The organism is Flavobacteriales bacterium (assembly GCA_030584065.1).
In the GTDB taxonomy this organism is placed as follows: domain Bacteria; phylum Bacteroidota; class Bacteroidia; order Flavobacteriales_F; family PHOS-HE28; genus PHOS-HE28.
Genome location: CP129489.1, coordinates 1,252,820 through 1,268,561 on the forward strand (window position 1 = coordinate 1,252,820; position 15,742 = coordinate 1,268,561).

Consider the following 15,742-nt stretch of genomic DNA (forward strand, 5'->3'; position numbering starts at 1 on the left):
GATGCGCGGCCAGGCCCTGCTCCTGTTGTGGCTGCTGCTCACCGGCACCATGGCCGTGGCGCAGCCTACCCGTGGAGCGGCGGAGGGCGCCCAGGGCACGCGGCAGGCCGCTCCACCGCTGGAGCCCCCGGAGCTGAGGCCCTTCGATGCGAAGGAGATCGAGCGCCTTAGGGCCGATCCCGCCTTGCAGTACGACCGTGACCTGCGCCGCACGCCCACCTTCTGGGAGCGCTTCAAGGACTGGCTCTTCCACCTGCTGCGCGAGTTCCTCGGAACGCGCGCCGGGAGCTTCGTCGCAGAGCACCTGCTCTACATCCTGGCCCTGGCCATCCTGGTGGCCGCGGTGATCATCCTGCGGCGCAATGGCCTGCGGGCCGTGTTCCATGGGGCGCCGCGCAGCGCAGGTGAGGTCATCGCGGTGGATGAGGATATCCGCAGCATGGACATCCGCACCCTCATCGCCGAAGCGGAATCCGACGGGGACCTCCGGCGTGCCATACGGCTGCATTACCTGCTGGTGCTGCGTGCCTTGGTGGACCAAGGCGTGCTCACCTGGAGCCCCGACCGCACCGACCGCGACTACATGGCCCAGATCAAGGACCCCGGTCTGCGTGCGCGATTCGCGCAGGCCGCGCTGGTCTTCCAATGGGTATGGTACGGGCATGCCGAGGTTGACAGGGCGCGCTACGAGACCATCCGCCGGCCCTTCCTCCAATTCGAACGGGCAGCAGACCGATGAACGCCTTCGAGAAGCGACTCCTACTCGGCCTGGGCCTGCTCATCCTCGCATTGGCCATCCTGGAGGCCATGGCACCCAAGCCCGTGGACTGGACGCCCACGTTCTCCCGCCAGCACCGATCGCCCTATGGGGCAAGGCTGCTGCACGACCGGCTGCGCGACCTCTTCCCCGAGGTGCGCACGGTGAATGAGCCTCTCGTCCAGTTCACCCAGCACCGGCTCATGGGCGATGCGGACGATGGCAGCGTGAACCTGGTCCTCCTCAACGACCGCCTGCACATCGATGCGCTGGCCGCGGATCAGCTCCTCGACCTGGTGGCCATGGGCGACCACGTCCTCATCGCCGCTGATGCCATCACCGGTTCACTGGCGGACACGCTGCGGCTGGGCATGGCCCGCGACCACTCGATGCAGGAGGACACCAGCGACATCCGGTTCATCGGCAAGCCGCGATTGGCCCCTGGGGTCTTCCGCTTCTCACGGGGATTCACCGGAGCCCATTTCACGCGTTACGACACCAGCCGAACACGCGTCATGGCCGTGGACGGCGCCTCGCGGCCCGTGCTTCTGCACATGGCCTGGGGCGACGGCCGGTTCGTGCTGTGCAGCGCCCCGCTCGCGCTCACCAACTACAACCTGCTCAAGGACCGCAACGCCGCGTTCGCCGCCGGTGTGCTGAGCCTGCTGCCACCCCGCCGGCTGCTGTGGGACGAGTACAGCAAAAGCGGCCGGGCCGAGAGCAGCTCCATAGCCCGGTTCGTGCTGAAGGAGCCTGCCCTGCGGTGGGCCTGGTTCCTCGCGCAGGCCCTGCTCGCCCTCTTCATCCTCGTGCACGTGCGGCGGCAGCAACGCGCCATACCCGTCATCACCCCGTTGCGCAATGCCAGCCGGGAGCTCGCGGAGACCATCGGGCGCCTCTACTGGCACCGGGGCGATCACGCGGACCTGGCACGCAAGATGATCGGCCATTTCAAGGAGGAGGTGCGCGCCCGCACCTACCTGCGCGCCTTCGCCTACGATGAGGGCACCGCACGTCACCTGGCCGCCAAGACCGGACTCCCTCCCGAGCAGGTGATGCAGCGGCTCACCGCCATCGCCCGGCGCGAACAGGCCGCGCGGATCAGCGAGGATGACCTGCTCCGCCTCAGCAACGAACTGCACGACTTCCGCCAACTCATCCCATGAGACCATGACCGAGGACATTCATCCCGAACTGCCCGCGCCCGCAGCACCCGCCGAGGCCGGCTTCAGCCCCGCCATTCCGCTCACCGAGCTGCAACAGGCCGTTGAGCGCCTGCGCAGCGAAGTGCGACGCGTGATCGTGGGCCAGGAAAGCACCATCGACCTGCTGCTCATCGCGCTGCTCAGCGACGGCCACGTGCTCATCGAAGGGGCCCCGGGCCTGGCCAAGACGCTCACCGCCAAGCTGCTGGCCCGCTGCGTGCGCACGGGATTCTCCCGCGTGCAATTCACGCCCGACCTCATGCCCAGCGACCTGATCGGCACCAGCGTGTTCGATCCGCGCACCACGGCATTCGAGTTCAGGCCCGGGCCCATCTTCAGCAACATCGTGCTGGTTGATGAGATCAATCGCGCTCCCGCCAAGACGCAGAGCGCCCTCTTCGAGGCCATGGAGGAGCGACAGGTGACGGTGGACGGCCGCACCTACCCGCTGGCACCGCCCTTCATGATCGTGGCCACGCAGAACCCGATCGAGCAAGAGGGGACCTACCGCCTTCCCGAAGCCCAGCTCGACCGCTTCTTCTTCAAGCTCACCGTGGACTACCCGAGCATCGAGGAGGAGGTGGCCATCCTTCTGCGCGCACAGCAGGGGCGCGAGCTGCTGAGCGCCGATGCCATCCAACCCGTGATCGGACCCGAGGAGCTGGAGCGCGCCCGGGGCCTCGTTCGTCAGGTGCGCTGCGAGGAGAAGCTGATCCGGTACATCGCGGCCATCGTGGATCGCACCCGGCACGACGGGGCCCTCATGCTGGGCGCATCACCGCGCGCCTCGCTGGCCATCCTCACCGGTGCCCGGGCCAATGCGGCCATCATGGGACGCGACTTCGTTACGCCCGAGGATGTACAGGCGATCGCCCCCCATGTGCTGCGGCACCGCATTCAGCTCACCCCCGAGCGTGAGATGGAGGGCCTATCGCCCGATCAGGTGATCCAGCTCCTCGTGCGCCAGATCGAAGTGCCGCGGTAGATGAGGCGCATCGCGGGCACGGTCTTCCTCACGCGCCGCACCTTCGTGGTGGGCTGGGCCCTGGTGTGCGGGTTCGTGCTCGCCTGGATGTGGCCTCCCCTCTTCGTGTTCATGCGCCTGGCGCTGCTCGGCTTCGCAGCGGCAGCGCTAGCCGACCTCATCCTGCTCTACGGCCGCCGTTCAGGCCTCACGGCCTCCCGGATCACCATGGAACGCTGGAGCAATGGCGACACCAACCCCGTCACCATCCGCATCCGGAGCGGCTACGGCATCGCCATGCGCCTGCGTGTGCTCGACGAGCTCCCGCATCAGTTCCAGAAGCGCGACCTGGCCTTCAGCGGCGCCATCGATCCATGGGGCGTCCGCGAATTCGGCTACCAGGTGCGGCCGTTGGCGCGCGGGGTCTATCGCTACGGCGCCATCAATGCCCTGGTGAGCAGCCCCATCGGGCTGGTGGAGCGCCGCTTCCGCCTCGATGCGGAGAAGGAAGTGGCCGTGTACCCGAGCTACCTGCAGCTGCGCCGTTACGAACTGCTCGCCATCAGCAACCGGCTCACCCTCGCGGGGGTGAAGCGCATCCGCCGTATCGCGCACCAGAGCGAATTCGAGCGCATCAAGGACTACGTGCCCGGCGACGATAGGCGCACGCTGAACTGGAAGGCCACGGCCCGCCGCGGAAGGATCATGGTGAACCAGTTCCAGGACGAGAAGGCGCAGCAGGTGGTCTCGCTCATCGATATCGGGCGCGTGATGAAGATGCCCTTCGATGGCCTGAGCCTGCTCGACTACGCCATCAATGCGGCGCTCGTGATCAGCAGCATCGCCATGCGCAAGGAGGATCGCGCGGGCCTCATCACCTTCAGCGACAAGCCGCACGATTCGGTACCGCCCGGCAGGCAGCGCGGCCACATGCAGGCGATCATGCAGGCGCTCTACGGGCAGCGGACAGACCACCGCGAGACCGACTTCGAAGCGCTCTACCTGGGTCTCCGGCGGGGGCTCCACCAGCGCAGCCTGCTCCTCCTCTTCACCAACTACGAGAGCACCCAGGCCATGCAGCGCCAGCTGCCCTACCTGCAGCGCCTGTCCCGGCAGCACCTGGTGGTGCCCATCTTCTTCCTCAACACGGAACTGGAGGCCGACATCAGGTCACGGCCAGCGGACACCGAGCAGCTGTACGTGCGCACCATCATGGAGCGCATGGTGAGCGAGAAGCGCCTCATCGCGCGCGAACTGGAGCGGCACGGGCTGCCCGCGATCCTCTGCCGCCCGCAAGACCTCACCGTCAGCGTCATCAACCGCTACCTCGAGATCAAGGCCCGCGGGCAGTTGTGAGGCGCAACCCCTTTCTTTGCGCGCCCCTTCGCACCGGGGCCCTGCATGAACAAGACCGCCAAGCCCCTGAAGATCGCCCGTCGCCGCTCCAAGATCCACGGCAACGGGGTATTCGCCATAGCGCCCATCCGAAAAGGCGAGCGCATCGTCGAATACGTCGGCAAGCTCATCACGCACGAGGAAGCCGACGAGCAATACCATGGCGATGTGGACTCGGGGCACACCTTCCTCTTCACGCTCAACAAGAAGTACGTGCTCGATGCCAACCGGCAGGGCAACGTGGCGCGCTGGATCAACACCAGCTGCGAGCCCAACGCCGTCGCTTTCGTACACAGCGAGAACAAGCAGCGGCCCGATCCGCGCAAGGACCGCGTCTTCATCGAGGCCCTGCGGGCCATCAAGCCCGGCGAGGAGATCACCTACGACTACGGCTTCGCCTTCGAGGTCCCCTATACGCCCAAGCTGCTCCGCACCTGGGCGTGCAGGTGCGGTTCGCCCAAATGCCAAGGCACCATGCTCAAGGGCAAGAAGGTGCGCGAGGTGATGAAGAAGCATCCCAACTGGAACAAGGGCCGTTGAGCGGTTGCCGCCGGATCGTTGGCACGGCCTTTGACCTGCGGCCGCCCGGATAACTTTGCCCCATGCTCAAGAACGCCCTGCTCTTCACCGTCGCCCTGCTCGCTGCGCTCCCCTCCCTCCGCGCCCAGGACGATCCCAAGTCCAAAGCCATCGTGGACAAGCTGATGGCCCAGGCGAGAACATGGACCAGTTTCGAGGCCGACTTCACGAGCCGCCTGCAGAGCGCCAAGGACAAGCTGGACGTGAAGCAGGAGGGCAGCATGAAGGTGAAGGGCAAGCGATTCCGGCTGGTGCTGGACAAGAATACCGTCATCAACGATGGCACCACGCTGCACACCTACAGCAAGGAGACGAATGAGGTGACGCTGAACGATCCCTCTGAAATGGACCAGGAGCTCGACCCCAGCCGCATCTTCACCCAGTACGAGAAAGGGTTCAAGAGCCAGTTCGTGGAGGAGAAGGCGGATGCGGCAGGCGTCATGACCCAGGTGGTGAAGCTCTTCCCCCTCGACCCCGCCAAGAAGCCCTTCCACACCGTGGTGCTGACCGTTGACAAGGCCAAGGGCGAGCCGCGGAGCGTGCAGGTCCTCTACAAGGACGGCAACGTGGTGACCTACACCATGAAGCGCTTCACCGCGAATCCCGAGCTTTCCGATGCCCTTTTCGTGTTCGACAAGAGCAAGTATCCAGGCGTGGAGGTGAACGACCTGCGCTGATCCGACGCACGGCATCCGCCCCAGTGCCGCATCACCCCTCCCGCCCAGGAACGGGCGGGCGTTACCCCTCGCGCCCGGGCGCATTCACCGGTCATGCGCGGCATCATCCCCCTCGTCGTCCTATTGTTGCTGCCCACCCCCACCGTAGCGCAGCGCGTTCGAACGGTGCATGTGCTGGTGGCGCTCTGCGACAACCAGTACCAAGGCATCGTGAAGGTACCCCATGGCATCGGCAACGGCCAGAAGCCGGGCACCAACCTTTACTGGGGCGCCGGGTATGGCGTGCGGACGCACTTCGACCGATCCGGGGAATGGAAGCGCGTGGCCTGCCCGCCTGCACTGGAGCCGCACATCCTTGACCGCGCCGTATGGAAGCACCGCGACAGCGCCGTATACCTGATCGCCGAAGCCTATGACGGCCAGGCCATCCGGCTCGCCACGGAGGACCTGCTGCGCTATGCCAGCGGCACCGGCGAACGCATGATCGCCGCGGGTGGCGCATCGCTCAGCGCTGGCGGGGGAGCGGACCTGCTCGCCTACATCGGCCACGATGGGCTCATGGACTTCGCACTGGATGCGTCCTTCCCTGGCAGGCCCGGCAACCACCGCGAGGCCATCATCCTCGCTTGCCTGAGCCAGCGCTTCTTCGCGCAGCACCTGAAGCCCACCGGAGCGGAGCCGCTGCTCTGGACCACCGGCCTCATGGCCCCTGAAGCGTATACCCTCAAAGCAGCCTTGGACGGCTGGGTGCTGCGCGAGCGGCCGGAATCGATCCGCGAACGCGCAGCCGCGGCCTACCATCAGTACCAGCGGTGCGGCATCAACGGCGCCCGGCGGCTATTCGTCACGGGGTGGTGACCCGCTCCCCCTTGAAATGCCCGCTTCCGGCGCCCTGCTGGCCGGTAAGGTGTACATAATCCTTCAGCACCTGCTGGAGGAACTCCATCGCGCGAAGCCCGTCTCCGCTGATACCGGTGGCCGCGCGCACCTTGCCGGCCATCTCCTCCATCAACGTCCATCGGTTGGTGACCGAGGTGCTGCCCAGCACCTCCTTGATCATGGCAGCCTGGGCATCGGTCAGCCGGACGGCCTCGGGGAACCGCACCCGGTGCTCATCATGCACCTCAGCCAGCAGCGTATCCTTGAGCTTGGTGCGCTGCTTCAGGGTGATCACCGTGGTACCGGCGGCCAGGTCGCCCAACCGCTGGCCCTTCCCATTGATGAGCACCACCACCAGGCCCAGGCCATAGAATTGGTCCAGCGGACGGATGAGCCAGCGCAGCAGATACTGGCCCAGGGTGGGCTGCCCGCCATCCTTGCGCGCCACCTTCACCTTCATGGCCGCCTTGCCGATGCTCTTGCCATCCATCAGCAGTTCGCAGGCCAGATGGTAGAAGAAATACGGCAGCGCCAGCACCACCGCCATCACCACCATGGCCACGTCATCGTCCGGCTCGGCGATGAAGAACAGCAGCACCCACAGGATGATCCAAGCGGCCAGCACCAGTCGATCGATGATCCAGGCCACGATGCGGTCGCCGAGGCTGGCCACCTCGTGATGCACGACCACGTTCTGGGCGGTCTCGATCGCGATGGTGCTCATCAGCCCTCGGTCTCCCGTGTCCAGATGGCCTCGGTGATGCTCTGGCCGTTCTTGAAGTAGAACACCCCCCACTTCGCGATCACCTTGCTGTACTCATCGGCCTTGTTGCCGTTCACCACCACGCGGCGGATGATCACCTTATTGCCCTCGGTATAGCTCTCCTCGGTTACTCCGGGGGGATACTCCTGCGCGAGCTTGTTGCGGTTGTAGAGCGCGAAGTCGCGCGGCTGATCCACCGGTGTGGCGTCCAGCAGCTCCTTGGTGCGCGCCCGGGCGGCTTCGCTGTTCCGGGCATAGCCCATCTCCCGTGCAAGGGTGGCGCGCTTCTGGTCCTCGATGGCGCGGAGCCGCTCCTCGTTCAGTGCCGCCCCGCGACCCTGGCGCTGCGCCTCCTGGTCGATCACGCGCTCCACCTGCGAGCGCTCGGCGAGCGAGCGCTCCGCCGACCGCTCCATGCGCCGCGCCTCCGAGGCGTGCACCTGCTCGGCCTCCTGCACCACCTGCCCTGTGGCGGAAGCCTGGCGCTCGGCGAGCTGCACTTGGCGCTCGGCCACCTTGTCCTGGGTCACCCGCTTGAGCTCATACTGCTGCGTGCTCGCCTGTGACGAGCGTTCGCGGCGCTCCGCCTCGCTCTCAGCGACGCGGTCCTTCAGTGCCTGAAGCTCCTCCGCTGAAAGCTGCCGGCGCGTCTCGTCGCCCCGGTAGAGTCCCGCGCTGCTCTCCTGGAGGCGCTGCTTGTCCGAGATGGCGCCGCTGCGCCGCTCCGCCGATGCGTTGGCCAGCGCGCTCTCCTCAGCATCGAGGTCGCTGCGCAGCTTCTTGATGCGCTCCCATTTCTCGAGTTCCTCACGCTCGCGTGCCTTGCGCATGAACTCCTCGGCTTGCTGCTCATTGCTCCGGTCGATGGTCGATCCGCCCGCCGAGCGCTTGATCGGCTCCGCCTCACGGGCCTTGGCCGCGGCGAGCTCCGCCTCGCGGCGCAGGCGCTCCTGCTCGGCTAGCAGCTTGTCGATCTGGTCGATCTTGGCCAAGGGGTAGGACTCCTCAGGCTTCAGGTCGCTGGCTTGGGCGTAGAGGCCCCGGGCCCGCTCGTACTCCTTCGCTGCCAAGGCTTCATCGGCGCTCACGATGGCGCTGCGGTAGCGCTCCTCCAGGGCCTTGGCGCCCTCCCGCTCGGCCCGATCGCGCTCAGCAGCGAGCCGGCGGGCCTCGGCCTCCGCGTCCTCCTGGGCTTTGCGCTCGGCCTCGAGCCTTTGCCGCTCCGCGTCCGCCGCCAGTCGGGCGCGCTCCAGCTCCTCTGCCTCACGTCGCTTGCGCTCCTCCTCCTCCTGCCGGCGCTGCTCCGCCAATCGCTCCGCCTCGCTTCGGCTCTGGTCGCGCCGGGCGATCTCCGCATCGATGGCCGCCAGCCTGTCCTTCGGGTACTGCTCGGCGGGTCTGATGCCCAAGGCCTCCGTATACTTCGATCGGGCCCTCTCGTAATTCTCCTGCCCATAGGCGAGATCGCCCTGGGCGACGGCATCGCGGTAACGACGCTCCTCCTCTTCCGCCGCTGCCCTCCGCTGGCGGTCCTCTTCAGCCAAGCGTGCCTTTTCCGCGGCCGCCAGCTCCGCCGCCAAGCGGTCCGCCTCGGCCTTGCGGGCGCGCTCCGCCGCGTCGCGTTCGGCCGCTTCCCGATCCGCCGCTTCCTTCTTCGCCAGCTCGGCCAGGATCCGCTCGATCTCCGCCAGACGGGATTGAGGATGGGCCTCCTCCGGTTTCACGCCAAGGGCCTCTGAGTAGGCGCTTCGCGCTGACTCGTACTTCTTCGCGGCGAAATCGCGATCCGCCGCAGTGATGAGGTCGGCATACCGCTTATCGCGATCGGCCCTCTCCCGCGCCATGCGCTCTTCCTCCGCTTTCGCCCGCGCTGCCGCATCCAGCTTCGACTCGATGTCAGCGATGCGCGCTCGCGGGTGCCCCTCATCGGGCTTCAATGAGGCAGCTTCCTTGTAGTCCACGAGCGCTGGGGACAGCTTATCCGAATCATAGGCCTTGTCCGCGCGGGCGATGAGCTCGGCATACTTCGCATCGCGCTCACGGGCCTTGCGCTCGTCCTCCTCGCGCTTGGCGATCTCCGCCAGCCGCGCCTCCGCCTCCGCGATGCGGTCCTTCGGGTAGCGCTCGGCGGGCTTAAGGCCAATAGCCTCTTGGAACTTGGCCTTGGCGCCCGCGTAGTCCTCCTTCCCGAAAGCGGCATCCCCCGCTCCGATCGCCGCATCATACTTCGCCTGCAATTCCTCCAGGCGCTTCCGCTCCTCCGCTTCGCCCTTCCGCTTCGCCACCACGGCCAATTGGTCCTTCGGGTATTTCTCCGCGGGCTTCAGCACGGCGGCTTCCGTGTACTTGGCCACGGCAGCGTCCCATTGCTCCCCGCCCAGCGCGGCGTCGGCTGCCGCGATGGCGGCATCGTACTTCTCCTGCAGTTCCTTGGCCTTGCGCTCCTCCTCGGCCTTCTTCGCCAGCTCCTCCTTCTTCCTGTTGATGAGGGCGATCTGGTCCTTGGGATACTGCTCCATCGGCTTCAGACCGGAAGCCTCAGTGTACTTGGCGATGGCATCATCGTAGCGGTCGCCGGTGAAGGCCTGCATGGCCTCCGCTAGCAGCGCCTTGTAGCGGTCATCGAGTTCCTTGGCTTTCCGCTCCTCCTCGGCCTTCTGCGCCAACTCTTCGCGCTTCTTCCCGATGGCAGCCAGCTGGTCCTTGGGGTATTTCTCCTGCGGCTTCAGGCCCACGGCCTCGTTGTATTTGGCCTCTGCCTCGTCGTAGCGCGCCGCATTGAAGGCGAGGTCGGCGGCCGCGATGGCAGCCTGGTACTTTTGCTGGAGCTCCTTGGCCAAGCGCTCCTCCTCAGCCTTCTTCCGCTCCTCGTCCTTCCTGGCCGCGATAGCTGCGAGCTGGTCCTTCGGGTACTTCTCCTCGGGCTTCAGCCCCGATGCCTCCGTGTACTTCGCGGTGGCGATGTCCCAGCTGCTGGCCTTGAAGGCCGCATCGCCCGCGGCGATGGCCGCATCGTACTTCGCCTTAAGCTCCTTCGCGAGGCGCTCCTCCTCGGCCTTCTTGGCGGCCTCGGCCTTCTTGGTGGCGATCAGTGCGATCTGGTCCTTCGGGTAGCGCTCTTCAGGCTTGAGGGTGCCGGCCTCGGTGTACTTGGCCGTGGCCTGGTCCCAGTTCTCGGCCTTGAACGCCGCATCGGCAGCGGCAATGGCTGCCTGGTACTTCTCCTGCAGTTCCTTGGCCTTGCGCTCCTCTTCGGCCTTCTTCGCCAGTTCGGCCAAAATGCCGTCGATCTCCTTCACCTTCTGCTTGGGGTAGGCTTCGGCATCCTTGATGTCGCTCGCGGCCTCATACTTGGCCCGCGCCGCCTCATAGCTCTTCTTGCCGAAGAGCCCGTCGGCCTCCTTGATCAGGGCGGCGTACTCCTCGCCCTGCTTCTTATCAGCATCCGCAGCCTCCAGCCGCATGCGTGCATCACTGAGCTTGGCCGTGGCCACCGGCTCGTTCGGCTTCAGCGTGAGGGCCTCGGTAAAGCTCTCCACGGCCTTCTTGAAGTCCGAGGCCGTCATGGCCGCGTTGCCCTGGGTCATGAGCTTCGCGAACTCGGCCTCCGCATTGGCCTCGCGCTTCTTCCGTTCGTCATACTCCTTCAGCAGGCGGGCCTGGGCATCGCGCATGCGGTTGGTGTAATCCATGTCCCACTCGAAATTGCCGGTGGCGCCCACGTACTTCGCCTTGCCGAATGGCTCCTGCAGGATGGAGAAGTCCACCCCCGGTATCTCCGCGAGCATGGTGAAGTCGATGTTCATGCCATGGCCCCCCTGCCGCTCTTCCTCCGGGATATTGCGCGTATCGATGGCGATGTTCTTGCTCACGTAGCCCGCTTTGGAGCACATGACCTTGTAATCGGAGCCGTAATCGAGGTTCACCTCGTACTTGCCGCTGGCGTTGGTGGGTACATCCACCAGCTTCGCCCCGTTCTTGTAGACGGTGATGGTGACCCCGTCCAGCTTCTTGGCGGTGGTCATGTCCTTCACCGTGCCGAACACCACCACCACGTCCACCTGCGCGGAAGCCGCGAATGCAAGGAAAAGCGAGGCAGCGACTGCCAAGAGGCAGCGCCGAGCGCGTTGCAACGAACTGGTGCTCAAGGCCGGAACGGTTTGCTGGTCGAATCTCGAACGCCGCAATTTAGGACATCTTTGGCCCACCCGAAACGGGCCATGGGCATGCCGAGCATCTGGGAATCGCGCGCATTCCACCCCCGCCCCGACTTCACCGTGGTGGGGGGCGGCATCGTCGGGCTCTTCGCGGCCCTGTTCCACCAGCGGCGGTTCCCCCGGCACAACGTGGTGGTGCTGGAACGGGGCGCATTCCCCGCTGGCGCCACCGTGCGGAACGCGGGCTTCGCCTGCTTCGGGAGCCCCAGTGAACTGCTGGCCGACATCCGCCAGGAGGGCCTGGATGCGGCACTTGGCCGGGTGGAGGAGCGCTGGCGCGGGCTGCAGGAGCTGCGGAGCGAACTCGGCGATGACAGGATCGGTTTCGAGGCCAGCGGCGGGCATGAGCTCTATCGTGCGGATGACCCGCTGTACCCGCAGGTAGCCGAAGGGTTCGATGGGCTGAACCGGGCGCTCTGGCCCGTCCTCGGTCGAACGGCGTTCCATTGGGCGGATGAGCGGGTAGGCGACCTCGGCCTGGCAGGCGTCGCGCACCTTGCGCGCACGGACCTGGAAGGTGCCCTGGACAGCGGTCGCCTCATTCGCGCCTTGCTGGCGCGCGTCGCGGAAGCCGGCATCCTTGTGCGCACGAATGCAGGCGTGGTAGCCTTCGAAGAGAGCACGGCGGAGGTGCTCCTTCGCCTATCGGATGGCTCAGCGCTGGCCTCTGAACAGGTGCTGGTGGCCACCAATGGCTTCACACCGCAGCTGCTCCCGCACCTCGATGTGGTGCCGGCACGGGGCCAGGTGCTACTCACCGCACCGCTGCAAGGGCTGCGGCTGAAGGGCACCTTCCACCTTGATGAGGGCTTCTACTACTTCCGGGACTGCGAAGGCGGCGTGCTGCTAGGCGGCGGCCGTAACCTCGATTTCGCCAGCGAGCGCACGGCCGAGGAGGGGACAACGCCCCTCATCCAGGAAGCCTTGGAACAGCTGCTGCGCGAGACGATCATCCCCGGCACGCCCTTCACCATCACCCGGCGCTGGAGCGGCACGATGGCCTTCGGATCTGGATCCAAATCACCGCTTGTGGAGCGGCTCAGCGACCGATTGGGCGTGGCCGTGCGCTTGGGCGGCATGGGCGTGGCCATCGGCATCCGTGTGGCACGACGTGCCACGGAGCTCATGGCGCGCTGAATGCGTCAGGGTTCACACCACCATCCCGTCCATCACCCTCTTCACCGCCTCCTCCACCTTGATATGGAACCCATCGAGTTCCTCCTCCGTCCACGTCACACGGATGTTGAAGCTCACCAAGCGGCTGATCACCGCATCGCTCTTCGAGAAGGTCATCGTCTTGAGGTCCTGCGGCAGGCCGAGCTCGTGCGCCACCAGCCTGTAGGGCATGCGCAGGTGCTTGATGTGGTCCCACTGCTTGATGTAGTGGTACATGTTGTTGAACCAGTACATGGTGCCGATTCCCTGCGCACCCAGCTCCTTGTGCAGCGCGAAGGCCGCGTCGGCGCTGGGAAGAAGCAGGTGGAAGAAAGTGGCGCTGTCACCGGCATCGTCGCACTGCTTGCGGAAGGCCAGGCCGGGGATCTTGCCGAGGCGTTCCTGGATGATGGCCTTGTGCGCACGCTGCTTCGCGACCATCATCGGCAGCTTGCGGCTCTGCGCCAGACCGATTGCCGCGTTGATCTCGCCGATGCGGAAGTTGGTGCCCATGATGGGGTGCTTCTCCATGCCGCGGTTCTCGCCCTCGTGGTTGTGGCCGTGGTCGCTCATGTACTCGGCGGTCTTCAGCAGCTGCTCGTCGTTGCTGATGATCACGCCGCCCTCGCCGCAGGTGGCGATCTTGAAGAAATCGAAGCTGAAGCTGCCCATTTTGCCGAAGAGGCCGAGGTGGGTGCCCTTGTAGGTGGCGCCGAGCGCCTGGGCGGTGTCCTCGATGAGCATGATGTTCTTCTCCCTGCACACGGCGAGGATGCCGTCGATGTCGGCCGCGGCCCCGCACATGTGCACCAGCAGCACGGCCTTGGTCTTCGACGTGCACGCGTTGCGGATGCCCTCGGCGCTGAGGCAGAGGGTCTCGTCGATCTCGGCGAACACGGGGATGGCGCCGGCGAGCAGCACCGCCTCGATGGTGGCCACGAAGGTGAAGGGCGGCACAATCACATGATCGCCATAGCCCACGCCGCAGGCCGCGAGCATGCTGCTCACCGCCGTGCTGCCGCTGCTCACCGCCAGGGCGTGCTTCGCCCCGGTGAACTTCGCGATCTCGGCCTCGAACTCCTTCGCCTTCCAGATGCCCTTGCGCTGGGCGTCGTGGTTGTAGCGGAACAGGACGCCGGTGTTCAGGACGTCCATCACCTCCTTGCGTTCCTCTTCGCCGAAAAGCTCCGTGCCGGGCATATGCGGTTGTGTTAAAGGACGACAAAAGTACAGCCCGGACCGCGCCAGGGTGACGATCGTCAGAAGCCCGCCTATGCTGGTCGATACCTTGGATGCACATTCACGAACAGATTGCTAACGACCGAATAAACCCATATTGATGAGCACAATGAAGAACAAGGTGGCCCTGGTGACCGGGGCCGGATCGGGCATCGGCGAAGCCTGTGTGATGGCCTTTGCGCGGGAAGGCGCCAAGGTGGTGCTGAGCGATATCGTGGGCGAGGACGCCGACCGTGTACTCAAAGCCGTGCAAGAACTAGGCGGCGAAGGCACCGTGGTGCGCAGCGACGTGAGCCGTGCCATGGACAACGAGCACCAGGTGGCGATTGCCCTGCAAGCCTATGGCCGCTTGGACATCGCGGTGAACAACGCGGGCATCGGCGGTCCAGCCGCACCCACCGGGGAATATCCGCTTGACGGCTGGGAACAGGTGATCGGGGTGAACCTGAACGGCGTGTTCTACGGCATGCGGTACCAGATCCCGGCCATGCTGAAGACCGGTGGCGGCAGCATCATCAACATGAGCTCCATCCTGGGCCAGGTGGGCTTTGCCTACAGCAGTGCCTACGTGGCCGCCAAGCATGCCGTGGTGGGCCTCACCAAGAACGCCGCCATGGAGTACGCCGCCCAAGGCATCCGGGTGAACAGCGTGGGACCGGGCTTCATCCGGACACCGTTGCTGGACAAGCACCTGACCGAGGAACAGCTCGCCAGCATCGCAGCGCTGCACCCCATCGGCCGCTTGGGTCGTGCCGAGGAGGTGGCCGAACTGGTGCTCTGGCTCGCGAGCGACAAGGCCAGCTTCGTCACCGGCAGCTACTACGCGGTGGACGGTGGATATCTGACGCGCTGAGCCCAGGTGTCAAGAAGGGAGGCTGGAGAACGATCAGCGGATACTACGCGGGATAAGGCCCCGTTACTTTTCCCGATGCGGCAGATGCCCTCTTCCCTTCTTGTCTGTGGTTTGGTGCTCATCGCGCAGCATGCCATCGCCCAAGGCTGCAGCGATGCCGGCGTTTGCACGGCCGGACCGATCGTCGAGATCCCCGTGCTGACCGACTCCACCAGCACCGAGAAAGAGCCCCGTCACTATGCCCGGATGACGTTCAGCTATGCCATCGGCGAGCGATCGACCACGGTGCTGCAGGTGATCCCGGAGGTCGGATTCGGCATCACCAATCGCTGGGGGGTGCAGTTGCGCGTGCCGTACATGAGCATCGAGGGCGACCTCGGCAGCAACAGCGGCGTGGGCGACCCCGTGCTCACCACGTCCTACGCATTCATCAAGGAGGACCAGAGGCGGCTGGACGCGATGGTGGGCGTGAAGCTGAACTCCGGCAACGCGGACGACCCCTTGGAGGGCACGTCCACTGCAATGACCACGCGAAGCCTGCCCATGCCCTACCAGACCAGTTTGGGCACCACCGACCTGCTCGTTGGCGTGAACTACCGCCACAAGCGGTGGACCGGCGCCCTGGCCTGGCAGCATGTGCTGGTGCACCAGAACAAGAACGACTACCTCCATCTCAACTGGCTGGATAACGCCGTTGGCCGCGCCTACTTCGAAAGCGCCGGCCTGGAGCGCGCGGACGACGCGGTGGCCCGGCTGCTCTATGCGATCCCCATCGGCAAGCTCACCATCCAGCCGGGCATCCTGGCCATCATGCACCTGGGCCAGGATACGCGGGAGCGGCCGCTCACCTTCGACAGAAGCGAACGGATCGCGATCGAGGGATCCGAAGGCCTCACGCTCAACCTCACCGCCGACCTCCGCTACAAGCTGAGCTCCTCCTGGTGGCTGGAGGCATCGGCAGGTGCGCCTTCGGTGGTGCGGGAAGTGCGGCCGGACGGGCTGACCCGGGCCTTGGTGGCCAACGTGGGCCTGCGCTTCGCGTTCTGAGCCCGCTTACCT

At 65.8% G+C, this 15,742-nt stretch carries 13 protein-coding genes; 10 read left to right on the forward strand and 3 right to left on the reverse strand.

The window, feature by feature from the left end; translation table 11 throughout:
• The first annotated feature begins 1 nt into the window (after position 1).
• From QY325_05555 to QY325_05585, 7 genes are all read left to right on the forward strand, one after another.
• Positions 2-739 carry a DUF4129 domain-containing protein gene (locus QY325_05555; protein WKZ67388.1) on the forward strand — a complete coding sequence of 246 codons (738 nt, stop codon included), beginning with the start codon at positions 2-4 and terminating at the stop codon, positions 737-739.
• On the forward strand, positions 736-1,923 hold the full coding sequence (locus QY325_05560; protein WKZ67389.1) for a hypothetical protein: 1,188 nt from the start codon (positions 736-738) through the stop codon (positions 1,921-1,923). Before QY325_05555 ends, QY325_05560 begins: the two co-directional genes overlap by 4 nt.
• A gap of 4 nt (positions 1,924-1,927) precedes the next feature.
• Positions 1,928-2,947: a MoxR family ATPase gene (locus QY325_05565; GenBank protein WKZ67390.1), complete on the forward strand. Its 1,020-nt coding sequence runs from the start codon at positions 1,928-1,930 to the stop codon at positions 2,945-2,947.
• Positions 2,948-4,282, forward strand: a complete 1,335-nt coding sequence (locus QY325_05570) for a DUF58 domain-containing protein (GenBank protein ID WKZ67391.1) — start codon at positions 2,948-2,950, stop codon at positions 4,280-4,282.
• A gap of 45 nt (positions 4,283-4,327) precedes the next feature.
• Positions 4,328-4,861 carry an SET domain-containing protein-lysine N-methyltransferase gene (locus QY325_05575; GenBank protein ID WKZ67392.1) on the forward strand — a complete coding sequence of 178 codons (534 nt, stop codon included), beginning with the start codon at positions 4,328-4,330 and terminating at the stop codon, positions 4,859-4,861.
• A 62-nt stretch (positions 4,862-4,923) separates the two neighbouring features.
• Positions 4,924-5,577, forward strand: coding sequence for an outer membrane lipoprotein carrier protein LolA (locus QY325_05580; GenBank protein WKZ67393.1), 654 nt, complete (start codon positions 4,924-4,926; stop codon positions 5,575-5,577).
• Between the two features lie 93 nt (positions 5,578-5,670).
• A complete protein-coding gene (locus tag QY325_05585) occupies positions 5,671-6,435 on the forward strand; it encodes a hypothetical protein (protein ID WKZ67394.1) in 765 nt (254 codons plus the stop codon).
• Here the strand turns inward: QY325_05585 and QY325_05590 are convergent.
• Both QY325_05590 and QY325_05595 read right to left on the reverse strand, forming a co-directional pair.
• On the reverse strand, positions 6,422-7,180 hold the full coding sequence (locus QY325_05590; protein ID WKZ67395.1) for an RDD family protein: 759 nt from the start codon (positions 7,178-7,180) through the stop codon (positions 6,422-6,424). The two genes, QY325_05585 and QY325_05590, sit on opposite strands and share 14 nt — an antisense overlap.
• Complete coding sequence (locus QY325_05595) at positions 7,180-11,328, reverse strand: hypothetical protein (protein WKZ67396.1); 4,149 nt, start codon at positions 11,326-11,328, stop codon at positions 7,180-7,182. The genes QY325_05590 and QY325_05595 overlap by 1 nt, the downstream gene beginning before the upstream one ends.
• A 117-nt stretch (positions 11,329-11,445) precedes the next feature.
• Between QY325_05595 and QY325_05600 the strand changes: the two genes are divergently transcribed.
• Complete coding sequence (locus QY325_05600) at positions 11,446-12,573, forward strand: FAD-binding oxidoreductase (protein WKZ67397.1); 1,128 nt, start codon at positions 11,446-11,448, stop codon at positions 12,571-12,573.
• A gap of 12 nt (positions 12,574-12,585) precedes the next feature.
• On the opposite strand, the gene QY325_05605 is transcribed toward QY325_05600, so the two are convergent.
• Positions 12,586-13,791, reverse strand: coding sequence for a DegT/DnrJ/EryC1/StrS family aminotransferase (locus QY325_05605; GenBank protein WKZ67398.1), 1,206 nt, complete (start codon positions 13,789-13,791; stop codon positions 12,586-12,588).
• A 139-nt stretch (positions 13,792-13,930) separates the two neighbouring features.
• Between QY325_05605 and QY325_05610 the strand changes: the two genes are divergently transcribed.
• Together QY325_05610 and QY325_05615 are read left to right on the forward strand one after the other, a co-directional pair.
• On the forward strand, positions 13,931-14,683 hold the full coding sequence (locus QY325_05610; GenBank protein ID WKZ67399.1) for an SDR family oxidoreductase: 753 nt from the start codon (positions 13,931-13,933) through the stop codon (positions 14,681-14,683).
• Positions 14,684-14,767: 84 nt separating this feature from the next.
• Complete coding sequence (locus QY325_05615; protein ID WKZ67400.1) at positions 14,768-15,730, forward strand: hypothetical protein; 963 nt, start codon at positions 14,768-14,770, stop codon at positions 15,728-15,730.
• Positions 15,731-15,742: the final 12 nt, after the last annotated feature.

What these genes read in the sequence shown, in the direction of transcription:
- QY325_05555 (WKZ67388.1), top strand. Translation starts at nt 2, where the DNA reads ATGCGCGGCCAGGCCCTGCTCCTGTTGTGGCTGCTGCTCACCGGCACC.
- QY325_05560 (WKZ67389.1), top strand. Translation starts at nt 736, where the DNA reads ATGAACGCCTTCGAGAAGCGACTCCTACTCGGCCTGGGCCTGCTCATC.
- QY325_05565 (WKZ67390.1), top strand. Translation starts at nt 1,928, where the DNA reads ATGACCGAGGACATTCATCCCGAACTGCCCGCGCCCGCAGCACCCGCC.
- QY325_05570 (WKZ67391.1), top strand. Translation starts at nt 2,948, where the DNA reads ATGAGGCGCATCGCGGGCACGGTCTTCCTCACGCGCCGCACCTTCGTG.
- QY325_05575 (WKZ67392.1), top strand. Translation starts at nt 4,328, where the DNA reads ATGAACAAGACCGCCAAGCCCCTGAAGATCGCCCGTCGCCGCTCCAAG.
- QY325_05580 (WKZ67393.1), top strand. Translation starts at nt 4,924, where the DNA reads ATGCTCAAGAACGCCCTGCTCTTCACCGTCGCCCTGCTCGCTGCGCTC.
- QY325_05585 (WKZ67394.1), top strand. Translation starts at nt 5,671, where the DNA reads ATGCGCGGCATCATCCCCCTCGTCGTCCTATTGTTGCTGCCCACCCCC.
- QY325_05590 (WKZ67395.1), bottom strand. Translation starts at nt 7,180, where the DNA reads ATGAGCACCATCGCGATCGAGACCGCCCAGAACGTGGTCGTGCATCAC.
- QY325_05600 (WKZ67397.1), top strand. Translation starts at nt 11,446, where the DNA reads ATGCCGAGCATCTGGGAATCGCGCGCATTCCACCCCCGCCCCGACTTC.
- QY325_05605 (WKZ67398.1), bottom strand. Translation starts at nt 13,791, where the DNA reads ATGCCCGGCACGGAGCTTTTCGGCGAAGAGGAACGCAAGGAGGTGATG.
- QY325_05610 (WKZ67399.1), top strand. Translation starts at nt 13,931, where the DNA reads ATGAGCACAATGAAGAACAAGGTGGCCCTGGTGACCGGGGCCGGATCG.
- QY325_05615 (WKZ67400.1), top strand. Translation starts at nt 14,768, where the DNA reads ATGCCCTCTTCCCTTCTTGTCTGTGGTTTGGTGCTCATCGCGCAGCAT.